Here is an 18,153-nt window from a genome sequence, read left to right as displayed (position 1 = left end):
AGCGGAGACGGCCTCGTTCGTCGTGATTGGCCACAGTTCCAGGTGCCGGCCGAGACCGCCGCGGCCGCCTGTGCCGATGCCGATCTTGCGGTATGCAGGACCGCCCCAGGCCACTGATCCGCGGGCGTCGATCTGGCCATCGGAGAATGCCGCCGACAAATCGAAGCTGTCGTGAGGGCCGTTCCGGCGACGGCCTTCACGACATGAGGCATGACCTGCTCTATTCCGGCTGGATGCCGGCCAGGCGCATCAGCTCCGCATTGCGCGTCCGGTCGGCGGCGATGCGGGCGCGCATGTCGGCGGCGCCGCGCGCCGCCGGGATCAACCCATGCTCCGCCAGCTTCGCCGCCGCCGCCGGCGTGCCGAAGGCCCCGGTCGCCGCCGCCTCCAGCCGCGCGAGCAGCGCCGGCGGGGTGCCGGCCGGGGCGGAGAGGCTGTACCACGGCAGCATCACGAAATCGTGGAAGCCGAGGTCGACCATCGTCGGCAGATCAGGGTAGCCGGGGATCCGCTGCGGCGAAGGTGTCGCCAGCGCGCGCAGCCGGCCGGCCTGCACATGCGGCAGCGCCGCGGCCATGGTGGTGAAGATGATGTCCGCCCGGCCTGCGATCAACTCGATCAGCGCCTGTGGCGCGCTGTTGAACGGCAGGTGCAGCATGTCGATGCCCGCGCGGCGGCAGAAATCCATGCCCTGCAGATGCGCCACGGAGCCGACGCCCCAGCTGGTGTAGACCAGCTCGCCCGGCCGCCGCTTCGCCTCGGCCACCAACGCATCGATGCTCTGCCACTTCGGATTCGCCGCCATGAAGTACAGCGCCTCGGCGAGCAGGCTGATATGGGCGAAATCCTTGTCAGGATCGAAGCCCGGATTGCGGTAGGCGAACTGCGCCATGGTGAAGGTGACATTGGTGGCGAGGAACAGGGTGGAGCCATCCGGCTTCGCGCGCGCCACCTGCCGGGCCGCCACCGTGGTGCCCGCGCCGGGGCGGTAGTCGTTGACGAAATTGCCGCCGAATTGCGCGGCAAAGCCATCCGTGAGGATGCGGCTCGTCACCTCCTGCCCTGCGCTCGGCCCATAAGGCATGACGATCACCACCGGCTTCCCGTCGGCGATCCCCTGGGCCGCCGCGGGTTGCAGGCCGGCGCCGGCTATGGCCACCGTCCCCAGCAGGAGACGGCGGCGCATGATGGTCGGGTGAGGTATCATTCCTGGATTTTCCTACGCTTGCCGGTTCAGTCGCTCTGCACCTTTGCCAGCTTCGCGTGCGGGTCGGTGGCCGGGATCGGCAGCGCGCGGTCGGCGAAGGCGGTGCGGCGGGCATCGCCGACCGCGGCGGAGCGCCGGCCCGGGGCGATGAGGACCGGCACATCGGCCTCGGCCAGTGGCGCCATGCGCGGCTTGCGGGCCAGCGCGGCGGCGATGTAGGGCGCCAGCGCCTCCTGCTTCTTCACCTGTCGCGCGGCGTCGCGCTCGGCGAATTCCGGCAGCACCTCGCGACCGAAGAGCTCCAGCGATTCGCAGATATGGTCGTGGCGGTTCTTGCCCGATTGCTTGACGAAGATGATCTGGTCCACCCCGGCGCGCTCATAGCGCAGCAGATGCTGGCGGACCTGTTCCGGCGTGCCGATGCCGCCGCGGCCGGCATTGTCCTCCAGCGTGTCCCGCACCTCCATGTAGCGCGACCAGATGTCGGTGTAGCCCGGCTTGATCTCGCCGTAGATGCCGAAATAGCCCAGCGAGTAGCCGAAGAATTTGAAACCATCGAGGCCGCGGGCCACCGCTTCCTCGGCATCCGGGTGGCACATCATGCCGGAGACCAGGGCGATGTTCGGGTTCACCGTATGCGTCAGCGGGACGCATTCCTCCGATTTGATGATGTCGTAGTATTCCTGCACCCACTTCGCCGCCATCTCCGGCTCGACGAAGGCGAAGGCCAGCGCGCCAAGGCCGTTCCGCGCGGCGCGGTGGATGGTCTCGCGCTTGGAACAGGCAACCCAGGCCGGCGGATGCGGCCGCTGCAGCGGCTTCGGCACCAGGTTGCGGCAGGGCATCTCGAAATACTCGCCCTTGAAGCCAGGATAAGGGCGCATCGCCAGCATGTTGGCGGCCTGCTCGGTCGCCTCGCGCCACATCGCTGTCTTCTCCGGCGGGTTGATGCCGAAGCCTTCCATCTCCATCAGCGAGGCGCTCTCGCCGGTGCCCCATTCGACGCGGCCGTGCGAGACCAGGTCGAGGGTGGCGATGCGTTCCGCCACCCGGGCGGGGTGGTTGTAGGCCGGCGGCATCAGCGCGATGCCATGGCCGAGGCGGATGCGCCTGGTGCGCTGCGAGCAGGCGCCGAGGAAGACCTCCGGCGCGGAGGAGTGCGAGTATTCCTCAAGGAAGTGGTGCTCCACCTCCCACAGCATATCCATGCCGATGCGGTCCGCGACCTCCACCTGCTCCAACGCTTCCTGGTAGAGGCGATATTCCGCCTCCTCGCCCCATGGCTTGGGAAGCTGGTGCTCGTAGAACAGACCAAACTGCATAATTCACTGGATCCTATGGTGTTACAGGTAGCTCGCGGCCAGTGCGCCGGACTCGCCGCCGCCCTCCAGCAGGGTGCGGCTGTCGCCTTCCAGCACCAGCCGTCCGCGGCGCAGCACGAAGCCGTGCCGCGAGACGCGCAGCGCCAGGGTGGCCATTTGCTCCGCGATGACCACGGTGATGCCGCTGCGCTGCGCGTATTCGGTGATGAAGCCGTAGATCTGCTGCACGATGATCGGCGCGAGGCCGAGCGAGGGCTCGTCCAGCAGCAGGTAGCGGGGGCTGCGGATCGTCGTGCAGGAGAGGATCACCATCTGCTGCTGGCCGCCGCTCAGCAGCCCGGCCATGGTGCGCGCCTTCTGCTCCAGGATGGGGAAGCGGCCGTAGATCTCGGCGATCGCCGCCGGCAGCGGCGTCGCACGGGCGCCGAAGCTCCAGGCCAGCTTGAGGTTGTCCTCGACCGTAAGCTGGCGGAACAGCCGCCGGCCCTCCATCGCATGCGCCAGGCCGAGCTTCGCCCGCGCCGCCGCCGGCAGGGTGGTGATGTCGCGCCCGTCCAGCAGGATCTGCCCACCCGCCACCGGGGCGACACCGGAGATCGCCCGCAGCAGGGACGACTTGCCGGCGCCATTGGCGCCAAGGATGGCAGTGATGCCGCCCGGCGCGGCGGTGAGCGAGACCGCCTCCAGCGCCCGCACCGCGCCGTAGCTCACCTGCAGCCCACGAACCTCAAGCATGGGTCGCCTCATCGCCAAGGTAGGCGGCGATCACCTGCGGGTCGCGCCGCATGCCGGCGATGTCGCCGTGGTAGATCATCCGGCCGCTGTCGAGCACCACCACCTCGTCGACCAGCTCGGCGAGAAAATCCATGTGATGGTCGATCAGCAGGATGGCGAGGCCCATGGCCTTCATGTCGCGGATCAACTGCGCCAGCCGCTCCATCTCCTTCTCCGAGAGCCCGGCGGCGGGCTCGTCCAGCAGGATGACGCGCGGCCGCGCCAGCAGCGCGCGCCCGACCTCCGCCATGCGGCGGGTACCGTAAGGCAGGGTGTCAATCGGCCGGTCGGCAACCTCGGTGAGGCCGGCCAGCGCCAGCACCGCCTCCGCCATCGCCAGATGCTCGGCTTCCTCGGCAATGGCGCCGGGCAGGCCGAGAGTGGCGGCGGCGCCGCTGTGCCGCAGCAGCCGGTGGGCGCCGAGCAGCAGATTCTCCCGCACCGTGAAATGCGGCACCAGCCGAGGGTCCTGGAAGGTGCGCACCACCCGCGCCGCCGCCACCTGATGGTCGGAGAGGCCGGTGATGTCCCGCTCGCCGAACCGCACCTTTCCGGCGGTCGGTCGGTAGATGCCGCTGACCACGTTGACCAGCGTGCTCTTGCCCGAGCCATTGGGACCGACCAGCGCGGTGATCCGCCCCGGCTCCAGCCGCAGCGAGACACCGTCCACCGCGACCAGCCCGCCGAAACGCATGGTCACGCCTTCCACCACCAGGCTCTCGGCCGCCTCCCCCTGCGGCCGCAGCGCGGCCGGGTCGGCGGTGAGCCCGGCGGCGCGGCGCAACACCCGCGGCTTGATGAAGCGCGGCGGCTCGAACAGCAGGCCGCCGATACCCTTCGGCAGCACCAGCAGGGAGAAGGTGAGGATCAGGCCGTAGGCGATGAACTGCCATTCGGCGAAGACCTGCAGCCGCTCCGGCAGGAAGGTGAAGAGCGTGGCGCTCAGCACCTGCCCGGCGATGGAGCCAAGGCCGCCGACGATGGCGATGACCAGCACCTCGATCGAGCGCGGTAGGGCGAAGCTCTCCGGCCCCAGATAGCCGACCAGATGGGCGTAGAGCGCCCCGGCCAGCCCCGCCAGCGCGCCGCTGACGGCATAGGCGAGCTGTTTGGTGGAACCCGATGGGATGCCGATGCTGCCCGCCGCCACCTCGCTGACATGGATGGCGAAGAAGGCGCGGCCGATGCGGCTCTGGGTCAGGTTGCGCATCAGCAGCAGGACCAGTGCCGTCACCAGCAGCACCAGCCGGAAGTAATCCAGCCCATCCATCCGGAAGCCGAGGATGGTCAGGGTGCGCAGCGCCGCCGCGGGCACCCCCGGCAGCCCCATGGTGCCGCCGGTGACGTCGTTCCACTCCCGCACGATCTCGAAGAAGACCATGCCGAAGCCCAGGGTCATCATCGCCAGATAGACGTCCCGCACCCGGTTGGCGGGGAAGGAGAGCAGCCAGCCGGTCGCCGCCGCCAGCAGCACCGCCACCGGCACCGCCGCCGCCACGTCGAAGCCCCAGCTCTTCACCAAGATGCCCGAGCAATAGGCGCCGATCCCGAAGAAACCGGCATGGCCCAGTGAGATCTGACCGGCTAGACCGGTCAGCAGATTGATGCTCTGGGCGAAGATGGCGGCGATCAGCACGAAGCTGGCGATCTGCACCGTGCCGCTGCTGAGCTGGCCCGCGCCGAGCAGCAGCAGCGCCAGCAGCGCCAGCTGGAACAGCGGATGCGCGACCAGCCGGCTCAGCCCGCGGCGCAGCGCGGCCGGGCCGAGGCTCGGTTGCTCCACCGTCGCGCCGGTCTCCTCTCGGACGGAGGCGGTCATGCCTTGCTGACCTCCGGCCGGCCGAACAGCCCCTGCGGCCGCACCGCCAGCATCAACATAAGCAGGGCGAAGGCGATGCCGTGCTCCGCCGCGGTGGAGACGTAGCCGCCGACCAGCTTGCTGATCAGCCCCACCACCAGCCCGCCCGCCAGCGCCCCGAGCGAACTGCCCATGCCGCCCAGCACCGCCGCGACGAAGCCCAGCAGCACCAGGTCGAAGCCGAAGGCAGGGTCCACCGTGCCGCCGATCTGTGCGATCAGCACCCCGGCCACGCCGGCCAGCACCGACGACAGCATGAAGGAGCCGAGGATGATCCGCCGCACCGGCATGCCCTGCACAAGCGCCAGTTCGGGATCGAGCGAGACGGCATGCACCGCCTGGCCCCACACGGTCTTCCGCACGAAGAGCTCCAGCAGCAGGATCAGCACCACCGCCACTGCCAGCACCACCAGGTATTGCAGCGAGACGTATTGGCCGAAGAGCGTGACGTAATCCTGCGCGGTGAAGATCACCTCGGGGAAGGCCACGGCCTGGGAGCCGAAGTATTTCGCCGCCATGCCTTGCAGGAAGATGCCGAAGCCAAGGGTGGAGACCACCCAGCCCATGGTGCTGCCGCCGGAGCGCAGCGCCGGCCTGACCGTCCAGCGCTCGATGAACATGCCGAGCGCGGCGATGACCAGCAGGCTGCCCAGCACCGCCAGCGCCATCGCCACCCCCTGGCTGGAGAGGAAGACGGTGAGCATGGCGCAGAGCATCATCAGCGAGCCCTGGCCGAAGTTCAGCGTCTTCGTCGTCCAGAAGGTCAGGTTGAGCCCGAGCGCGACGAGCGCATAGACCGAACCGACGCTGATCCCGGCCAGCACCAGCGAGAAGAAGAAATCATCCATGTTGTGCTGCGCGCCTCAATCGCGCAGCTCGAGCACCACGCGGTCGCCGCGCTTCAGCATCTCATAGGTGCCGAGATCCTCGACCTTCAGCGCGACATGGTTCTGCGGGGTGAAGCTGACGGCGGGGATGGTGGCGCCGGCGAAATCCTTGGTCTGGTCCAGCGCGGCGATCATCTCGGCGGGGCTGGTGCCGCCGGAGCGGCGGATCGCGTCGAGCAGCAGGTTGATGCAGTCGTAGCCCGAGCCCACGGTGCCGGCCAGCGAGACCAGCGGGTTGGCGGCATCCGGCCCGTACCAGCGGTCCGTGCCATGCTTGGCGCGATAGAGATCGACGAATTTCTGCGCCTCGGCATGCATAGGCCGGCGGCCGAAGGCGGCATGGTTCACCGCGCGCGTCCCCGCGACCAGATCGCCCGCGCCCTCGATGTAGGGCACGGTCACCGCGCCGGCGGCGCCGAACAGCGCCAGATTCATGTTCAGGCGGCTCATGTTGCGGCGGATGACGGCGAAATCGGCGCCGAGGCCGATCACCAGCATCGCCTCCGCTCCCGCGCGCTGTACCCGCACCAGCTGCGCCGTCATGTCCTGGGCGCGCTGGTTGTAGGATTCCAGCGTCACACGAGCGCCGGGCTTGCGCGCCAGGATCGCCTTCCGCACCAGGTCGGCGCCGGTCACGCCATAGCCGGTGCTCTCATGCACGACGCCGATGCGGCTGAAGCCGGCCAGTGCCAGGCCCAGCTTCTCGGATTCCGCCAGATTGCCGATGGAGATGGAGAACAGGTTCGGCCGCGGCGGCTTGTCGACGCCATTGGGATAGACGATGGCCGGTGTCTGCGCCTGCGGGTTGATGAAAGGCCGGCCATCGGCCTGCGCCATATCGGCGATCGCCAGGGTCGGGCCGCTGCCCGAAGGGCACATCAGCCCGACAATCTCCTTGTTGTCCAGGATGCGGCGCAGGTTCTGCACCGCGCGGTCCGGCACCAGCTGGTCGTCCAGCACCTCGGCCAGTTCGGCCATGCGGCCGCGGATGCCGCCGGCCTTGTTGCACTCCTCCACCGCGATCTCGGCGCCGCGGCGGATGCCTTCGCCGAACTCGTTGAACGGCCCGGTCAGCGCGGCGGTGAAGCCGAGCTTGATGGTCCCGCCCTGCGCCCGCAGCACTCCCGGCGCCGCCAGCACGGCGAGCCCCGCCGCCATTCCACCCAATGCCCTTCGGCCGATAGTCTGCATTCCGGCTTTCCTTCCCCCCGGTGTGACGCTGTGGCGTTTGCCGCCTTCAGCCTTTTCCTGCGGCGCGCAGCTCCTCCATCAGGATCGGCACGCCATGCGTGGTGCTGTGGATGCCGAGCACGCTCACCAGCTCGAACACCTCCATGATCTCCTCGCGCGTCGCGCCGTATTGCAGGGCGTTGCGGACGTGGATGCGGGTGCCCGGCTCGTAGAGATGCGTCGTCGCGGCATCGATCGCGATGTAGATGAACTCCTTCACCTTCGGCTCCAGGCGCCCATGCTTCCAGGGCACCGAGGAGAAGCGCATGTAGGCTTCGAAGAAGTCAGGCGAGAGGGCCAGGACATTCTCCCACAGCTCGCTCCAGTAGCCGCGGGCGGCGGTGAACTCGGCCTTCAGCCGGGCTTCGCGCTCGCCGCCGGCGCCGGGCCGCGGCAGCTCCGCCTCGCGCCCGGCGGCGCGCAGCTCATCGACCAGGATCGGCACGCCATGGGTGCAGCTGTGGATGCCGAGCACCGAGATCAGCTGCAGCACCTCCATGATCTCCTCACGCGTTGCGCCATGCTGCAGCGCGTTCCGCATGTGCACGCGGGTGCCGGGGGCGTGCAGATGCGTGGTCGAGGCGTCGATCGCGATGTAGATGAACTCCTTCACCTTCGGCGCCAGCGTGCCGTGGCGCCAGGGCACGGCGGAGAAGTTCATGTAGGCTTCGAAGAAATCCGGATCGAGCGCCAGCACGGCATCCCAGCTCGGGCTCCAGTAGCCGCGGGCCCGGGTGAATTCCGCCTTCAATGCGCTCTGGCGTGGCGAGAGGTCGGTCATGCCTCGGTTTCCTTGTGCGCCGCCAGGGCTGCCCACATCCCGGCACGCCATGGATGCGGGCCGACCGCCCTGGATGCTTCCTTCCCTGATCCCGGGCATGGGTTGCCCGCCGCGGAACCGCCTGGAGCATGCGGCATCGGGTGGCACTTGGGAATGTTGCCCCGCGACAAGCAGCATTGCGCCAGATGAAATGTTCCGGCGGGCTATTCGGCCGCTTGTGCGGCCCGGTCACCGCGGCCCACCGCCGCCGGGCGCATGGCCTGGGCCATGAAATCGACGAAGGCACGGATCTTCGGCGGCACGTGGCGGGACCGTTGGTACACCGCGTAGATGCAATGGTCGAAGGTGGTCGGCGTCGACTGCCATTGCGGCAGCAGCCGCACCAGCCGCCCCGCGGCCAGATCGGCGGCGACGCACCACACCGGCAGCAGCGCGATGCCGAGCCCGGCCAGCGCCGCCTCCCGCAGCACCTCGCCGTTGTTCACCTGCAGATTGCCGGACAGCCGCAGATCCCGCGTGCCGCCCGGGCCGCGGAACTGCCAGGTGGCGTGGCCATCCTCATGCCGCCCGTCCAGCGGCCAGGTCAGGCAGTTATGGGCCAGCAGATCCTCCGGCGTCCGGATCGCGCCATGGCGGGCTAGGTAGGCGGGGCTGGCGAAGAGGATGCGCTCCGCCGCATCGGCCAGCTTGCGCATCGCCAGCTGCGGCTCATCGGCATTGCCGAGGCGGATGGCGATGTCGATGTTGTTCTCCACCAGGTCGCGCGGCTCCTGGGTCAACCACAGCTTCAGCGTGATCTCGGGATAGCGCGCCAGGAAATCCGGCAGCAGCGGCGCCAGGAAATGCTGGCCGAGGCCGACCCGCGTGTGCACGTGCAGCAGTCCGCGCGGCTGCGCCTGATGCGTGCTGAGCTGACCGGCCAGCGCATCGATGTCGGCCAGGATCCTGGTGGCGCGCTGCAGGTAGATCTGCCCGGCTTCGGTCAGCGCCAGGCGGCGGCTGGTGCGGTTGATCAAACGGATGCCGAACTCGCCCTCCAGCGCATTCACCCGGCGGGAGACCGAGGCGGGCGAGAGTCCGAAGGCGCGGCCGGCGGCCGAGAGGCTCTCGGACTGCGCCACCCGGACGAACAGCCGCATGGTTTCCAGTGTTTCCATCCCAGACCTCGGCTTTGCGCTTGCTGCAAGGATGCTACCGGCCCGGCGCCGCATGGCAAGGCGCTTCCTGGCGGCCTCCGCGGCCAGGCTTCGGGACCCACGGCCAAGTGGCTTTGCGCTGGGTGGAAAGATGCTCCTCGCACCAGGACGGCTTGCGCCGGGCCAGGGAGGCCCGCACCCTCGGCCCCGGAGCTGTCGCTACCGGGCCTCGACGCCCGGTCCGAGCGTTGGAGGAAACCTATGCAGTTCGGGTTGTTCTACGAACATCAGTTGCCGCGCCCCTGGGGCCCCGATGCGGAGCTGCGGCTGTACCAGCAGGCGCTGGACCAGGTGGAACTCGCCGACCGCCTCGGCTTCCACTACGTCTGGGAGGTCGAGCACCATTTCCTCGAGGAATACTCGCATTCCTCGGCGCCGGAGGTGTTCCTCGCCGCCTGCTCGCAGCGCACCCGCAACATCCGGCTCGGCCATGGCGTCATGCTCATGCCGACGGCCTACAACCACCCGGCCCGCGCGGCAGAACGCATCGCCACCCTCGATCTCGTCTCCAACGGCCGGGTCGATTGGGGCACCGGCGAAAGCGCAACGGCGATGGAAATGGGCGGCTTCCTGATGCAGCCGGACAACAAGACGGCGATGTGGCGGGAATCGGCCGAACAGGCCGCCAACATGCTGGCAATGGAGCCCTACCCCGGCTTCAAGGGCCAGTATTTCGAGATGCCCTGCCGCAACATCCTGCCGAAGCCGGCGCAGCGGCCGCACCCGCCGATGTGGATGGCCTGCTCCCGCCGCGAGAGCATCCACCGCGCCGCCCGCCACGGCATGGGGGCGCTGACCTTCGCCTTCGTCGAGCCGGAGCAGGCCGCGCACTGGATCGCCGAATACTACGACATCATCCGGTCCGAGGAATGCGTGCCGGTCGGCCATACGGTGAACCCGAACGTCGCCCTGGTTAGCGGCATGTCGCTGCATGCCGATGAGCAGGAGGCGATCCGCCGCGGGTTGGACGGCTTCAAGTTCTTCGGCTACTCGCTCGGCTATTATGCCCTGTTCGGCGAGCACCGGCCGGGCCGCGGCAGCGTCTGGGAGAAATTCCAGGAGGTGAAGGACAGCCTGCCGGACAATGCCGGCCGCGGCGGCATCGGCACCCCCGACCAGGTGCGCGAACACCTGCGGCGCTACGAGGAAATCGGTGTCGACCAGATCATCTTCGTGCAGCAGAGCGGTACCAACCGGCACGAGCATATCTGCGATTCGCTGGAGCTCTTCGCGGAAACCCTGCTGCCGGAATTCCAGGCGCGTGAGACGCTGCGCCGGGCGAAGAAGCAGGCGGAGCTGGCGCCCTACATCGCCGCGGCGCTCGCCCGGAAGTCACGCATGCCGCCGATCGCCGAGGCGGACATCCCGGCGGTCGGCGCCTTCGGCCGCCAGGGCGCCAATGTCGGCGTCGCCCAGGGCACGACCTTCAACGACCGCGGCGGCGCCATCCCGGTACCGCGCTTCGACCCGCATGCGGCGAAGCGCTAGCAGGCTGGCGAGGAACGCGATTACGCGCCTGGGCGCCCCCAAAACCCGCCATGGCCGGGCCTGGCGGCAGAGATGCGTCCCGCGCTTTACTCAGCATCCCGCCAGCGCAGCTTCGCCCGCGATGCGCCTACCCCCTCGGCGCCGCCGGCGCCTCGGCGCTCACCACCGGCGCCCGCCTGCCGTCGCCGATCAGCGCGAAGGGCGCCCAGTAGTAGGGATGGCCGAATTCCGGCGGCAGCCGCAGCCCGGCCTCGTCCAGGATCAGCCGCTGCGCCCCGCGCAGCGCCGCGGCGGAAGAGGCGCCGCCCTGCTGCCGGCGCATCGAATCGCTGACGACCAGCATCGCCGCATCGTCATTCACCGCCCAATGCGTCACCATCAGCCCGCGCGCGCCGGCATAGAAGAAGGCGCGCGCCAGCCCGGACAACGCCTCGCCGCCGCCAGAGCCGGAAGGACCGCCGGTGTTGCAGGCCGAGAGGATGACGAGATCGGCGTTCAGCTTCAGCCCCAACAGGTCGCTGGCCTTGACGAAGGAGAGGTCGGCATCCGGTGCCCCGGGCGGCGGGGAGACGACGATCGAGGGCTCCTGCAGGCAGGAGAGCTCGCCCGGCAGCAGCGCATGCGTTGCCAGATGCAGGATCCGCCGCTGCCCCAGCTCCGCCTCGCGCAGCGCCGCTGCGGTGAAATCGGTGCCGAGGCGGATGTCCTGCGGCCGGGCGTTCAGCAGCCGCTGCACTTCCAGCACCTCCCGCCGCGTACCGGGCAGCCGGACGAGGCCGGCGGCGAGGCGGGCGTCGGCGGCGCAGCGATCCACCGGGAAGCTGCGCAGCAACTGCGCCGCATTTGGCGGGGCGAAATCGCCGAAGCCGCCATAGGCCAGCGGCGCGTTCGAGGCGGCGCCGGTGCCGCGCAGGGTCACCAGGGTTTGCGGCGAGGGTACGTGCACCACCGCATGCCGCTTGATCAGCCAGGGGGCGACGCCCAGCGCGGCCCGGTCGGCCGGGCCGGTCAGCAGCAGGCCGAAGGGAATGCCGAGCAGCGGGCCATCCGGCGCCACCACCAGCGTCTCCACCTCCGCCAGCGCCGCTTCCAGCGGCGCCAGCAGCCCGGCGTAGAGCGCCTGGGCCGGCGCCGGGTCGAAATTGCCCGGCTGGCCATTGGCATCGATCACCCCGGCACGCATCGCATTCACCAGCCGCCCGGCCTCGGCCTCGGTCAGCGTGGTGCGGGCGGCATGGACCTTACCCTCGCGCACCACCAGCACCCAGCTTGCCCGGCGGCCGAGCAGCATGGTCACCAGCGCCTCCTTCGGTGCCAGCACCGCATTGACCGCATCGAGGGCGGCGGTGCTCAGCAATAGCTGGCGATAGCCGGGGGCGGCGGCGGCCACCTCGCTCTCCGCATCGGCGCGCACCTGCTGCGCCGCGGCGATGCGGGCGTCGAGACCCGGGGTGCCAGCGGCGGCGTCGCGCTCGGCAAACAGGTCGCGCAGCGCCTGGTCGGCATCCTGCAACCGGCGCACCGCGTCGGAGACCCGCTGGTCGCCGGCGGCGGCGCCGATCCGGGCGCTCGCCTGCTGGACGAAGCGCACCGTGTTGCTGCGCTGGGCGAGCTGGGCGGCGGTGAACATCTCCCGCCGCAGCGCCTCGGCCTCGGCCGGATTGGCGCGCGCCTCGGCGTCCAGCGCATCGAGATAGGGCAGCACCAACGGCACGGAGAGCGAAAGTTGGCGGGCCCTGAGGATGGCGGCGCCGGCGCGGAACGCCTCCAGAGCATCATCGCGGCGGCCGCTGGCGGCGCGGCGGGCGCCGGCCAGGAACAGGGTGACGGCTTCCGGCCGCTCGCCCGGGGCCGCGATGGCGAAGCGCCGGGCCGCCGCTTCCAGCTGCCGGGCCGCGGCCTCGTCCTGGCCCAGGGTGGCATAGGTGCGGCCCTCGGTGCGCAGCAGCCGCGCCACCATCTGCCCGGGCGGCGCACCGGTGTGGCGCAGCAGCCGCCGGCTGTCGGCGATCAGCGCCGGGGCCCGCGCCGCTTCCCCGGTGCCGGCCAGCACCCGCGCCAGGTTGCGCCGGGTCTCCGACAGGCCGAAGGCGGCGGTGGTGGCGGTGGGGTCGGCCAGCAGGTTGGTCTCGCCCTCGGCGCCGTTCAGCATGCTAGTCGGCAGCAGCGCCGCATAGCCGGCCTCGGCCTGGCGGAGATGCGCCAGCGCCTCCTCCGGCTTGCCGGCCTTGAAGGCGGCAAGGCCGCGGTAATGCTCCACCCGGGCCGAGGCGGTCTGGTCGGCGGCGCGCGGAGCGAGGCCCTCGGCGCGGGCGAACAGCACCTCCGCCTCATCCGCCCGTCCCTGATTGGACAGGTTGAGAGCGAGGTGGACCAGCGCCATGACGATGTTCGGGTCGTCGCGCCCCAGCACCCGTTCCTGCAGCGCCAGCGCGGCGCGGTAGGCATCCTCGGCGGCGGCGAAATTCTCGGCGAGGTTCAGGTCGCGGCCGGCGGCGATCAGCGTCTCGAACTGGCCGACGTCATTGGTGCTGAAGCTTTCCGCGGCCATCCGCCGCACCGCGATCTCGAGCGCGGCGGAGCGTGCCTGGCCGGTCCCGGCGCCAGGGGCTTGGCCGGCGGCCAGGCGTTCCATCACCGGCGTCGCGGTGGCGACGCCATCGGCCAGCACCGGCCCGTTCGGCCCGGCCGCCACCATCGCCACATGCGGCCAGCCGCCGGCCCGCCTCGTGCAGGCCAGCAGCCGCGCCTCGCCGCCGCCGAGGATGGTCGTCACCTGCGGCGCGGCACAGGTCACCCGCTGGTCGAGCCAGGTGCGCCACAGCCCGCCATTCGCCAGCTGGTCGAGCGTCGCCGCATCGCTCGGCCCGCGCAGCTGCACGATGCGCGCCGCCGCCGAGGTCCAGCCGCCGCAGAACACCTCCCGCGTCGCAGCCACCGGCAGGTCAGCCGGCAACGCGCTGCCGCGCTGGGTGAGGCAGGCCTCGCCCTTGGCATCCTGCCCGGCCGGCTCGCCGGCTGAGGCGCGCTGGGTCGGCGCAACGAAGGCGTCATCCGCCGGCATCGTGCAGCCGGCGGCCAGCAGCAGCAGGCTCGCCGGCAGGAGGCGGAGCAGGCGGCGGGGGGTCATTCGTCGTCCTCGTCCGAGACGTTCGGGATGATGATTTCCGCACTGTTCAGCCGCCCGGCCTCGATGACGAGGTTGGCCCGGTCGACATGGCGCGGCGGCACGATCTGGATGGCCGGCGGCACCACGCAGTTGATCGAGGTGACGACGCAGCCGTTGATCCGGTAGCGCTGCAGCGTGGTGGCGGGAATCACCTGGCTGATGTCGGCGAACTGCGCCGCATTGGCGCCGATCTGGCCGTTCAGCCGCCCCTCCAGCGCCATGCTGCCGCCGCTGCCGACCACGCCGAGCCGGCCGGCATCAATGCTGCCGGTGATGTTGCCGCCGGCGACCAGCAGGAAGGCGGCACCCTGGTTCTGCAGCGGCACGCCGCCCCGCGCCAGCATCTCCAGGTTCACCGCGATGTCGCCGGCCGGCTCGGCGCTGGCCGGGCCGAAGTTGCCGGGCAGGAAGATGTTGCGCACCTTGGTGGCCTGCTGCTTCGGCAGCATGCCGGCAATGTCAGGCGACACCTGGCCGAGCGGCGTTTCCAGCAGGGTCAGCCGCGTCGCCAGCGCCGGCACCACTGGGGTGCGGCTGTCGAAGATCGCCGCCGGCAGCGAGGTGCCGCGGGCGGTAACGGTGACCGGCGCGCCGGCCGTGATGTCGCCCGCCGCGGCGAAGTTGACCGCCGAGCCGATGGTGGCGGCGACCCTATCCAGCATCAGCCCGGTCGGCCGGGCCCCGAAAGCGGCGTTCCACAGCATCGGCACGCCGGCCCGGATCGATGCCGCCTCGGCGTTCAGCACCAGGTTGGTGATGGTGATGGCGCCGCCCGAGTAGAGGGTAACGAGGCCGGCGCGGGCGTTGGTGTCGAGCTGGTCGAGGTTGAAGCCTTGGCCGATCGCGCTTGCCACTGCAGTGCCGGTGCTGTGGATGGTGGCGTCGGTGATGGTCAGCGCCCGTTCCGACCAGATCTGCAGTGCGCCGCCGGCCTGCAGCGGCCCGGTGATGAGGGTGGGCGCTTCCACCGTCTGGATCTGCAGCGCGCCACCGGCGGTGAGGCCGAGCAGCGTGTCCACCCGGTTGCCGCGGGCGGCGCCGTCACGGCTGCCGCTGAAGGCCAGCAGCTCCACCGCGGTGTCAGCCTGGCCGGTGAGCCGCGCGGTGTTGATCGCCGCGCCGCTGTCCGCCACCTGCCGCACCGCGCCGGCGCCAGCGATGAGGTTGAGGGTATTGGCCGCATTGCTGCCGCGGGTCGAGATCAGGCCGCCGGTCTGGACGATGTCGCCGGTGCCGGTGGCCAGGGTGATGTTGCCGGCCCCGCCGCGCGCCGCCTGCAGGATGCCGGAGGTGAAGCCGCTGCCGCTTCCCGGCTGCTGGCCGGTGATGGCGATGCCGGTGGCGGCGATGGCGGTGATGTCGGTGGTCGCGCGGATGCTGCCGCTGTCAGCGGTGGTGCTGCCGAGCAGGGTGATCGCGCCGCCGGCCGCGGTCAGCGTCACGCTGGCGCCCACCCCGTCGGCATCAATCAGCCCGCCGCTGGTGATGGACTGGCTGGCGGTGAGCACCGCATTGCCCTGGCCGGCGCCGATCAGCGCGCCATCGCCGATGGTGATGCTGCCGGCCTGGGCCTGGACGGTGACGCCGCCCGCGGTGGCTCGCACCGAACTGTTGGTGCCGATGCCGAGCGCACCGGTGGTGGCGGTGAGCCCGACGCCGGTCGCGGCCTGCACCGTCGTGCCAGTGCCGATGACGAGGCCGGTGCCGCCGGTGGTGGTGACCGCGCCGGAAGCCCGCAGCACCGCAGCATCGCCAAGGCTGACGGCGCCGCCGGCCACGACCGCGGCATTGCCGGCCAGGGCTTCGATCCGCGTGCCGTTGCCCACCGCGACCCCGTCGCTGGCTGCCACACCGATGTCGCCGGCCCCGGCCAGCAGCAGGGCATTCGTCCCAGTGGTGATGCCGCCGCCGGTCGTGGTGACCGAGGCCGTGCCGGCATTCGCCCGCAGCACCGTGCCGGTGCCAAGGTTGATCTCGCCGCCAGCCTGGAGGGTCAGCGCACCGGCCGTGGCCTGGGCGAGGCCATCTGCCGCCAAGTCGATGCCGCCACCGGTCGAGAGGAGCCGGAGGTTGCGTCCACCGGTGACGCTGACCACGCCGAGGTCCTGCGCCGCCGTCAGCGTCGCATCCCGCCCGGCGGTCACCGTTCCGGCGCCGAGACTGGTAGCGGCGGCGAGCAGCGCGTCGGAGGTGCCGGAGACAAGGGAATCGGTGGCAAGGCCGATCGCCCCGGTCGAGGCGGTGAGGCTGACCGTGCCGCCGGCCGCGGTGATGCGCGCGCCGGAGCCGGCGGTGATGCCGGCCCCGGCGGTCAGGGTGGTGCCGCCGCCGCCGGCTTCCATCCGCGCCGCCGCGCTCAGCGCGATGCTGCCCGCGGCGGTCGCGGTGATGTTGCCGGTGGTGGCATCGACCGAGCCGCTGCCGGGCAGCCCGATGCTGCCGCCGGTGCTGGCGAGGCTGGCGTTTCGTCCGGCGGTGACGCTACCGAGGATGATATCCTGCGTCGCCGTCAGGCTCACGTCGCGCCCGGCGATGATGCCGCCGCCCGTGATGCCGAGCGCCGATTGCAGCGTGACGTCGCCGCTCGCCCGCACCTGCGCCGTGCCCGCCACCATGATACCGCCGGTGCTGGCGGTGAGCACTGTGTTGCCGCCAGTCGCGGCAATGCTGGCGAGGGTATCGAGGCTGATGCCGCCGCCGGCGATCACCGTGGCGTTGCCGGCGCCGGCGGCCATGACGGCCGAGGCGCCGAGCGAGACATCGCCCGCCGCGCTGACCGACAGGCTACCGCCGACACCCCGGACAACCCCGGATGTGCCGAGCGAGACCGTGCCGCCGCTGCTGGTGACGGAAGCGCTGCCGGCGGCGGTGACGGTGCCGAGGGTGATTTCCTGCGTCGCCGTCAGCGTGGCGTTGCCGCCGGCCGTCAGGCTGCCGAGGCCGATATTGTTGCCCGAGTTGAGGGTGGCATTGCCGCTGGTGCCGAGCAGTGCGTCCGTGGCGGTCAGGCCGCCGGCACCCGCCGTGATGCCAAGGTTGCCACCGGTCGCCTGGATCGTCGCGCCGGCCGCCGCGAGGAACTGCGCAGCCGAGATCGTCGCATCGCCGGCGCCGGCGAGGAAGTGGGCATTGGCCCCGATGGCGATGCTGCCTGTGGTCGCGGTCATGTCCACCGCGCCGGCTGTTGCCTCGAGTGTCCCCCCTGCGGCCAGGGCAATGCTGCCTGCGGTGCTGGTCAGCGCGGCATGGCGCCCGGCGGTCACGGTGCCGAGGCTGATCGCGTCGCGCGCGGTCAGCGTTGCGTCGCGGCCCGCGGTCAAGGTGTCGAGCGTGATGGCGCCGCCGATGCCGGTCGCCGTCAATGTCGCGTCCAGCGTCGCGGCGAGCACTGCCCCGGCGCTGGAGACGATGCCACCATTGACGGCGATAAGACTGGCGCTGCCGCCCGTTGCCTGGATAGTGCCGCGGTTGGTAATGCCGGTGCCGCCGCTCAGCGCTACGTTGCCGGCTCCGGTTTGCACCGAGCCCCCGGAGGTGACTGTGATGGCCCCGGCAATGGCGGTCACCTCGGCACTGTCGCCCGTGGCCACCGCACCGTCGATGGTAACGGCGTTGCCTGCCGACAGCACCGCATTCGTTGCCGTGATGCTGCCGGTGGCCGCCACGGTGATGTCGCCTGTGGTGGCGGTGACCAGGGCGCTGGCGCCAGTGCTGATGGCATTGACCTGGGCTCCGGCGCCGATGGCGACATTGCTGCCCGCGGCCAACCTGGCATCGCCGTTGCCGGCAAGCACAATGGCGTTGGTGTCCAGCGTGACCGCGCCGGCGGCCGAAAACATGGCCGCCCCACCCGTCGCCCGCAACCGTGCCGCGGATTGCAGCAGAATGCTGCCTGCCGTGCTGGTCAGCACCGCGTTGCGGCTGCCAGCGAGCAGCATGTCGCTCGCTACCGTCAGCGTGCCGCCGCTGGTCAGCGCCAGATCGGCGACCCCGGCCGTCGCCGCATGGTTGGCGGCGACGTTGCCGGTAACGGAGAGTGCGCCCGCCGTCCGCAGCGCGAAGCTGCCGAGGGCCGAGGCATCGCCGCCGGTGGTCCCGGTGCCGCTGGCGAAGGCGATGCCTGTGTCGGCCGCGCTGAGCACCGTCCGCGGCGCCAGCGTGTCGATGGTGTTGGCGGCACCTTCAAGCGAAGTGGCGAAGCGGCTGGCACCTGCGATCCGCGCCACATCGATGCTGGTACC

Annotated in this window: 11 protein-coding genes; 1 reads left to right on the top strand and 10 read right to left on the bottom strand. The window is 70.8% G+C overall.

Annotated features, from left to right (window positions below; all coding sequences use genetic code 11):
* Nucleotides 1-220: 220 nt before the first annotated feature.
* The 8 genes from H7965_RS21980 to H7965_RS21945 all read right to left on the bottom strand — a co-directional run bounded on the left by H7965_RS21980 (nt 221) and on the right by H7965_RS21945 (nt 9,216).
* Nucleotides 221-1,207: a Bug family tripartite tricarboxylate transporter substrate binding protein gene (locus tag H7965_RS21980; protein ID WP_186772731.1), complete on the bottom strand. Its 987-nt coding sequence runs from the start codon at nt 1,205-1,207 to the stop codon at nt 221-223.
* Between the two features lie 26 nt (nt 1,208-1,233).
* Nucleotides 1,234-2,529, bottom strand: a complete 1,296-nt coding sequence (locus H7965_RS21975; RefSeq protein ID WP_186772730.1) for an LLM class flavin-dependent oxidoreductase — start codon at nt 2,527-2,529, stop codon at nt 1,234-1,236.
* Nucleotides 2,530-2,550: 21 nt separating this feature from the next.
* Nucleotides 2,551-3,264: an ABC transporter ATP-binding protein gene (locus H7965_RS21970; protein WP_186772729.1), complete on the bottom strand. Its 714-nt coding sequence runs from the start codon at nt 3,262-3,264 to the stop codon at nt 2,551-2,553.
* Nucleotides 3,257-5,122 carry a branched-chain amino acid ABC transporter ATP-binding protein/permease gene (locus H7965_RS21965; RefSeq protein ID WP_186772728.1) on the bottom strand — a complete coding sequence of 622 codons (1,866 nt, stop codon included), beginning with the start codon at nt 5,120-5,122 and terminating at the stop codon, nt 3,257-3,259. Before H7965_RS21965 ends, H7965_RS21970 begins: the two co-directional genes overlap by 8 nt.
* The gene (locus tag H7965_RS21960; protein WP_186772727.1) at nt 5,119-6,009 is read right to left on the bottom strand and encodes a branched-chain amino acid ABC transporter permease; all 891 of its coding nucleotides are present in this window, start codon (nt 6,007-6,009) and stop codon (nt 5,119-5,121) included. The genes H7965_RS21965 and H7965_RS21960 overlap by 4 nt, the downstream gene beginning before the upstream one ends.
* A gap of 15 nt (nt 6,010-6,024) precedes the next feature.
* Nucleotides 6,025-7,239 carry an ABC transporter substrate-binding protein gene (locus H7965_RS21955; protein WP_222440749.1) on the bottom strand — a complete coding sequence of 405 codons (1,215 nt, stop codon included), beginning with the start codon at nt 7,237-7,239 and terminating at the stop codon, nt 6,025-6,027.
* Nucleotides 7,240-7,285: 46 nt separating this feature from the next.
* Entirely contained in the window at nt 7,286-8,059 is a 774-nt protein-coding gene (locus H7965_RS21950) for a carboxymuconolactone decarboxylase family protein (protein ID WP_186772726.1), read from the bottom strand.
* A 203-nt stretch (nt 8,060-8,262) separates the two neighbouring features.
* Nucleotides 8,263-9,216, bottom strand: a complete 954-nt coding sequence (locus tag H7965_RS21945; protein WP_186772725.1) for a LysR family transcriptional regulator — start codon at nt 9,214-9,216, stop codon at nt 8,263-8,265.
* A gap of 240 nt (nt 9,217-9,456) precedes the next feature.
* Here H7965_RS21945 and H7965_RS21940 point away from each other — a divergent pair, with 240 nt between their 5' ends.
* Nucleotides 9,457-10,743 (top strand): LLM class flavin-dependent oxidoreductase, encoded by a 1,287-nt coding sequence (locus tag H7965_RS21940; RefSeq protein ID WP_186772724.1) that lies wholly within the window; start codon nt 9,457-9,459, stop codon nt 10,741-10,743.
* A gap of 127 nt (nt 10,744-10,870) precedes the next feature.
* Here the strand turns inward: H7965_RS21940 and H7965_RS21935 are convergent, their stop codons facing one another.
* A complete protein-coding gene (locus tag H7965_RS21935; protein WP_186772723.1) occupies nt 10,871-13,873 on the bottom strand; it encodes a CHAT domain-containing protein in 3,003 nt (1,000 codons plus the stop codon).
* On the bottom strand, nt 13,870-18,153 hold a 4,284-nt coding region (locus H7965_RS21930; RefSeq protein ID WP_186772722.1), incomplete at its 5' end, for a beta strand repeat-containing protein. The genes H7965_RS21935 and H7965_RS21930, both read right to left, overlap by 4 nt.

The organism is Siccirubricoccus deserti (assembly GCF_014283215.1).
Lineage (GTDB): Bacteria > Pseudomonadota > Alphaproteobacteria > Acetobacterales > Acetobacteraceae > Siccirubricoccus > Siccirubricoccus deserti.
This window is presented reverse-complemented; position numbering and strand designations above follow the sequence as displayed.

Coding starts and splice junctions, on each gene's coding strand:
- H7965_RS21950 (WP_186772726.1), bottom strand. CDS start 8,059: ATGACCGACCTCTCGCCACGCCAGAGCGCATTGAAGGCGGAATTCACC.
- H7965_RS21935 (WP_186772723.1), bottom strand. CDS start 13,873: ATGACCCCCCGCCGCCTGCTCCGCCTCCTGCCGGCGAGCCTGCTGCTG.
- H7965_RS21940 (WP_186772724.1), top strand. CDS start 9,457: ATGCAGTTCGGGTTGTTCTACGAACATCAGTTGCCGCGCCCCTGGGGC.
- H7965_RS21960 (WP_186772727.1), bottom strand. CDS start 6,009: ATGGATGATTTCTTCTTCTCGCTGGTGCTGGCCGGGATCAGCGTCGGT.
- H7965_RS21970 (WP_186772729.1), bottom strand. CDS start 3,264: ATGCTTGAGGTTCGTGGGCTGCAGGTGAGCTACGGCGCGGTGCGGGCG.
- H7965_RS21945 (WP_186772725.1), bottom strand. CDS start 9,216: ATGGAAACACTGGAAACCATGCGGCTGTTCGTCCGGGTGGCGCAGTCC.
- H7965_RS21975 (WP_186772730.1), bottom strand. CDS start 2,529: ATGCAGTTTGGTCTGTTCTACGAGCACCAGCTTCCCAAGCCATGGGGC.
- H7965_RS21980 (WP_186772731.1), bottom strand. CDS start 1,207: ATGATACCTCACCCGACCATCATGCGCCGCCGTCTCCTGCTGGGGACG.
- H7965_RS21965 (WP_186772728.1), bottom strand. CDS start 5,122: ATGACCGCCTCCGTCCGAGAGGAGACCGGCGCGACGGTGGAGCAACCG.
- H7965_RS21955 (WP_222440749.1), bottom strand. CDS start 7,239: ATGCAGACTATCGGCCGAAGGGCATTGGGTGGAATGGCGGCGGGGCTC.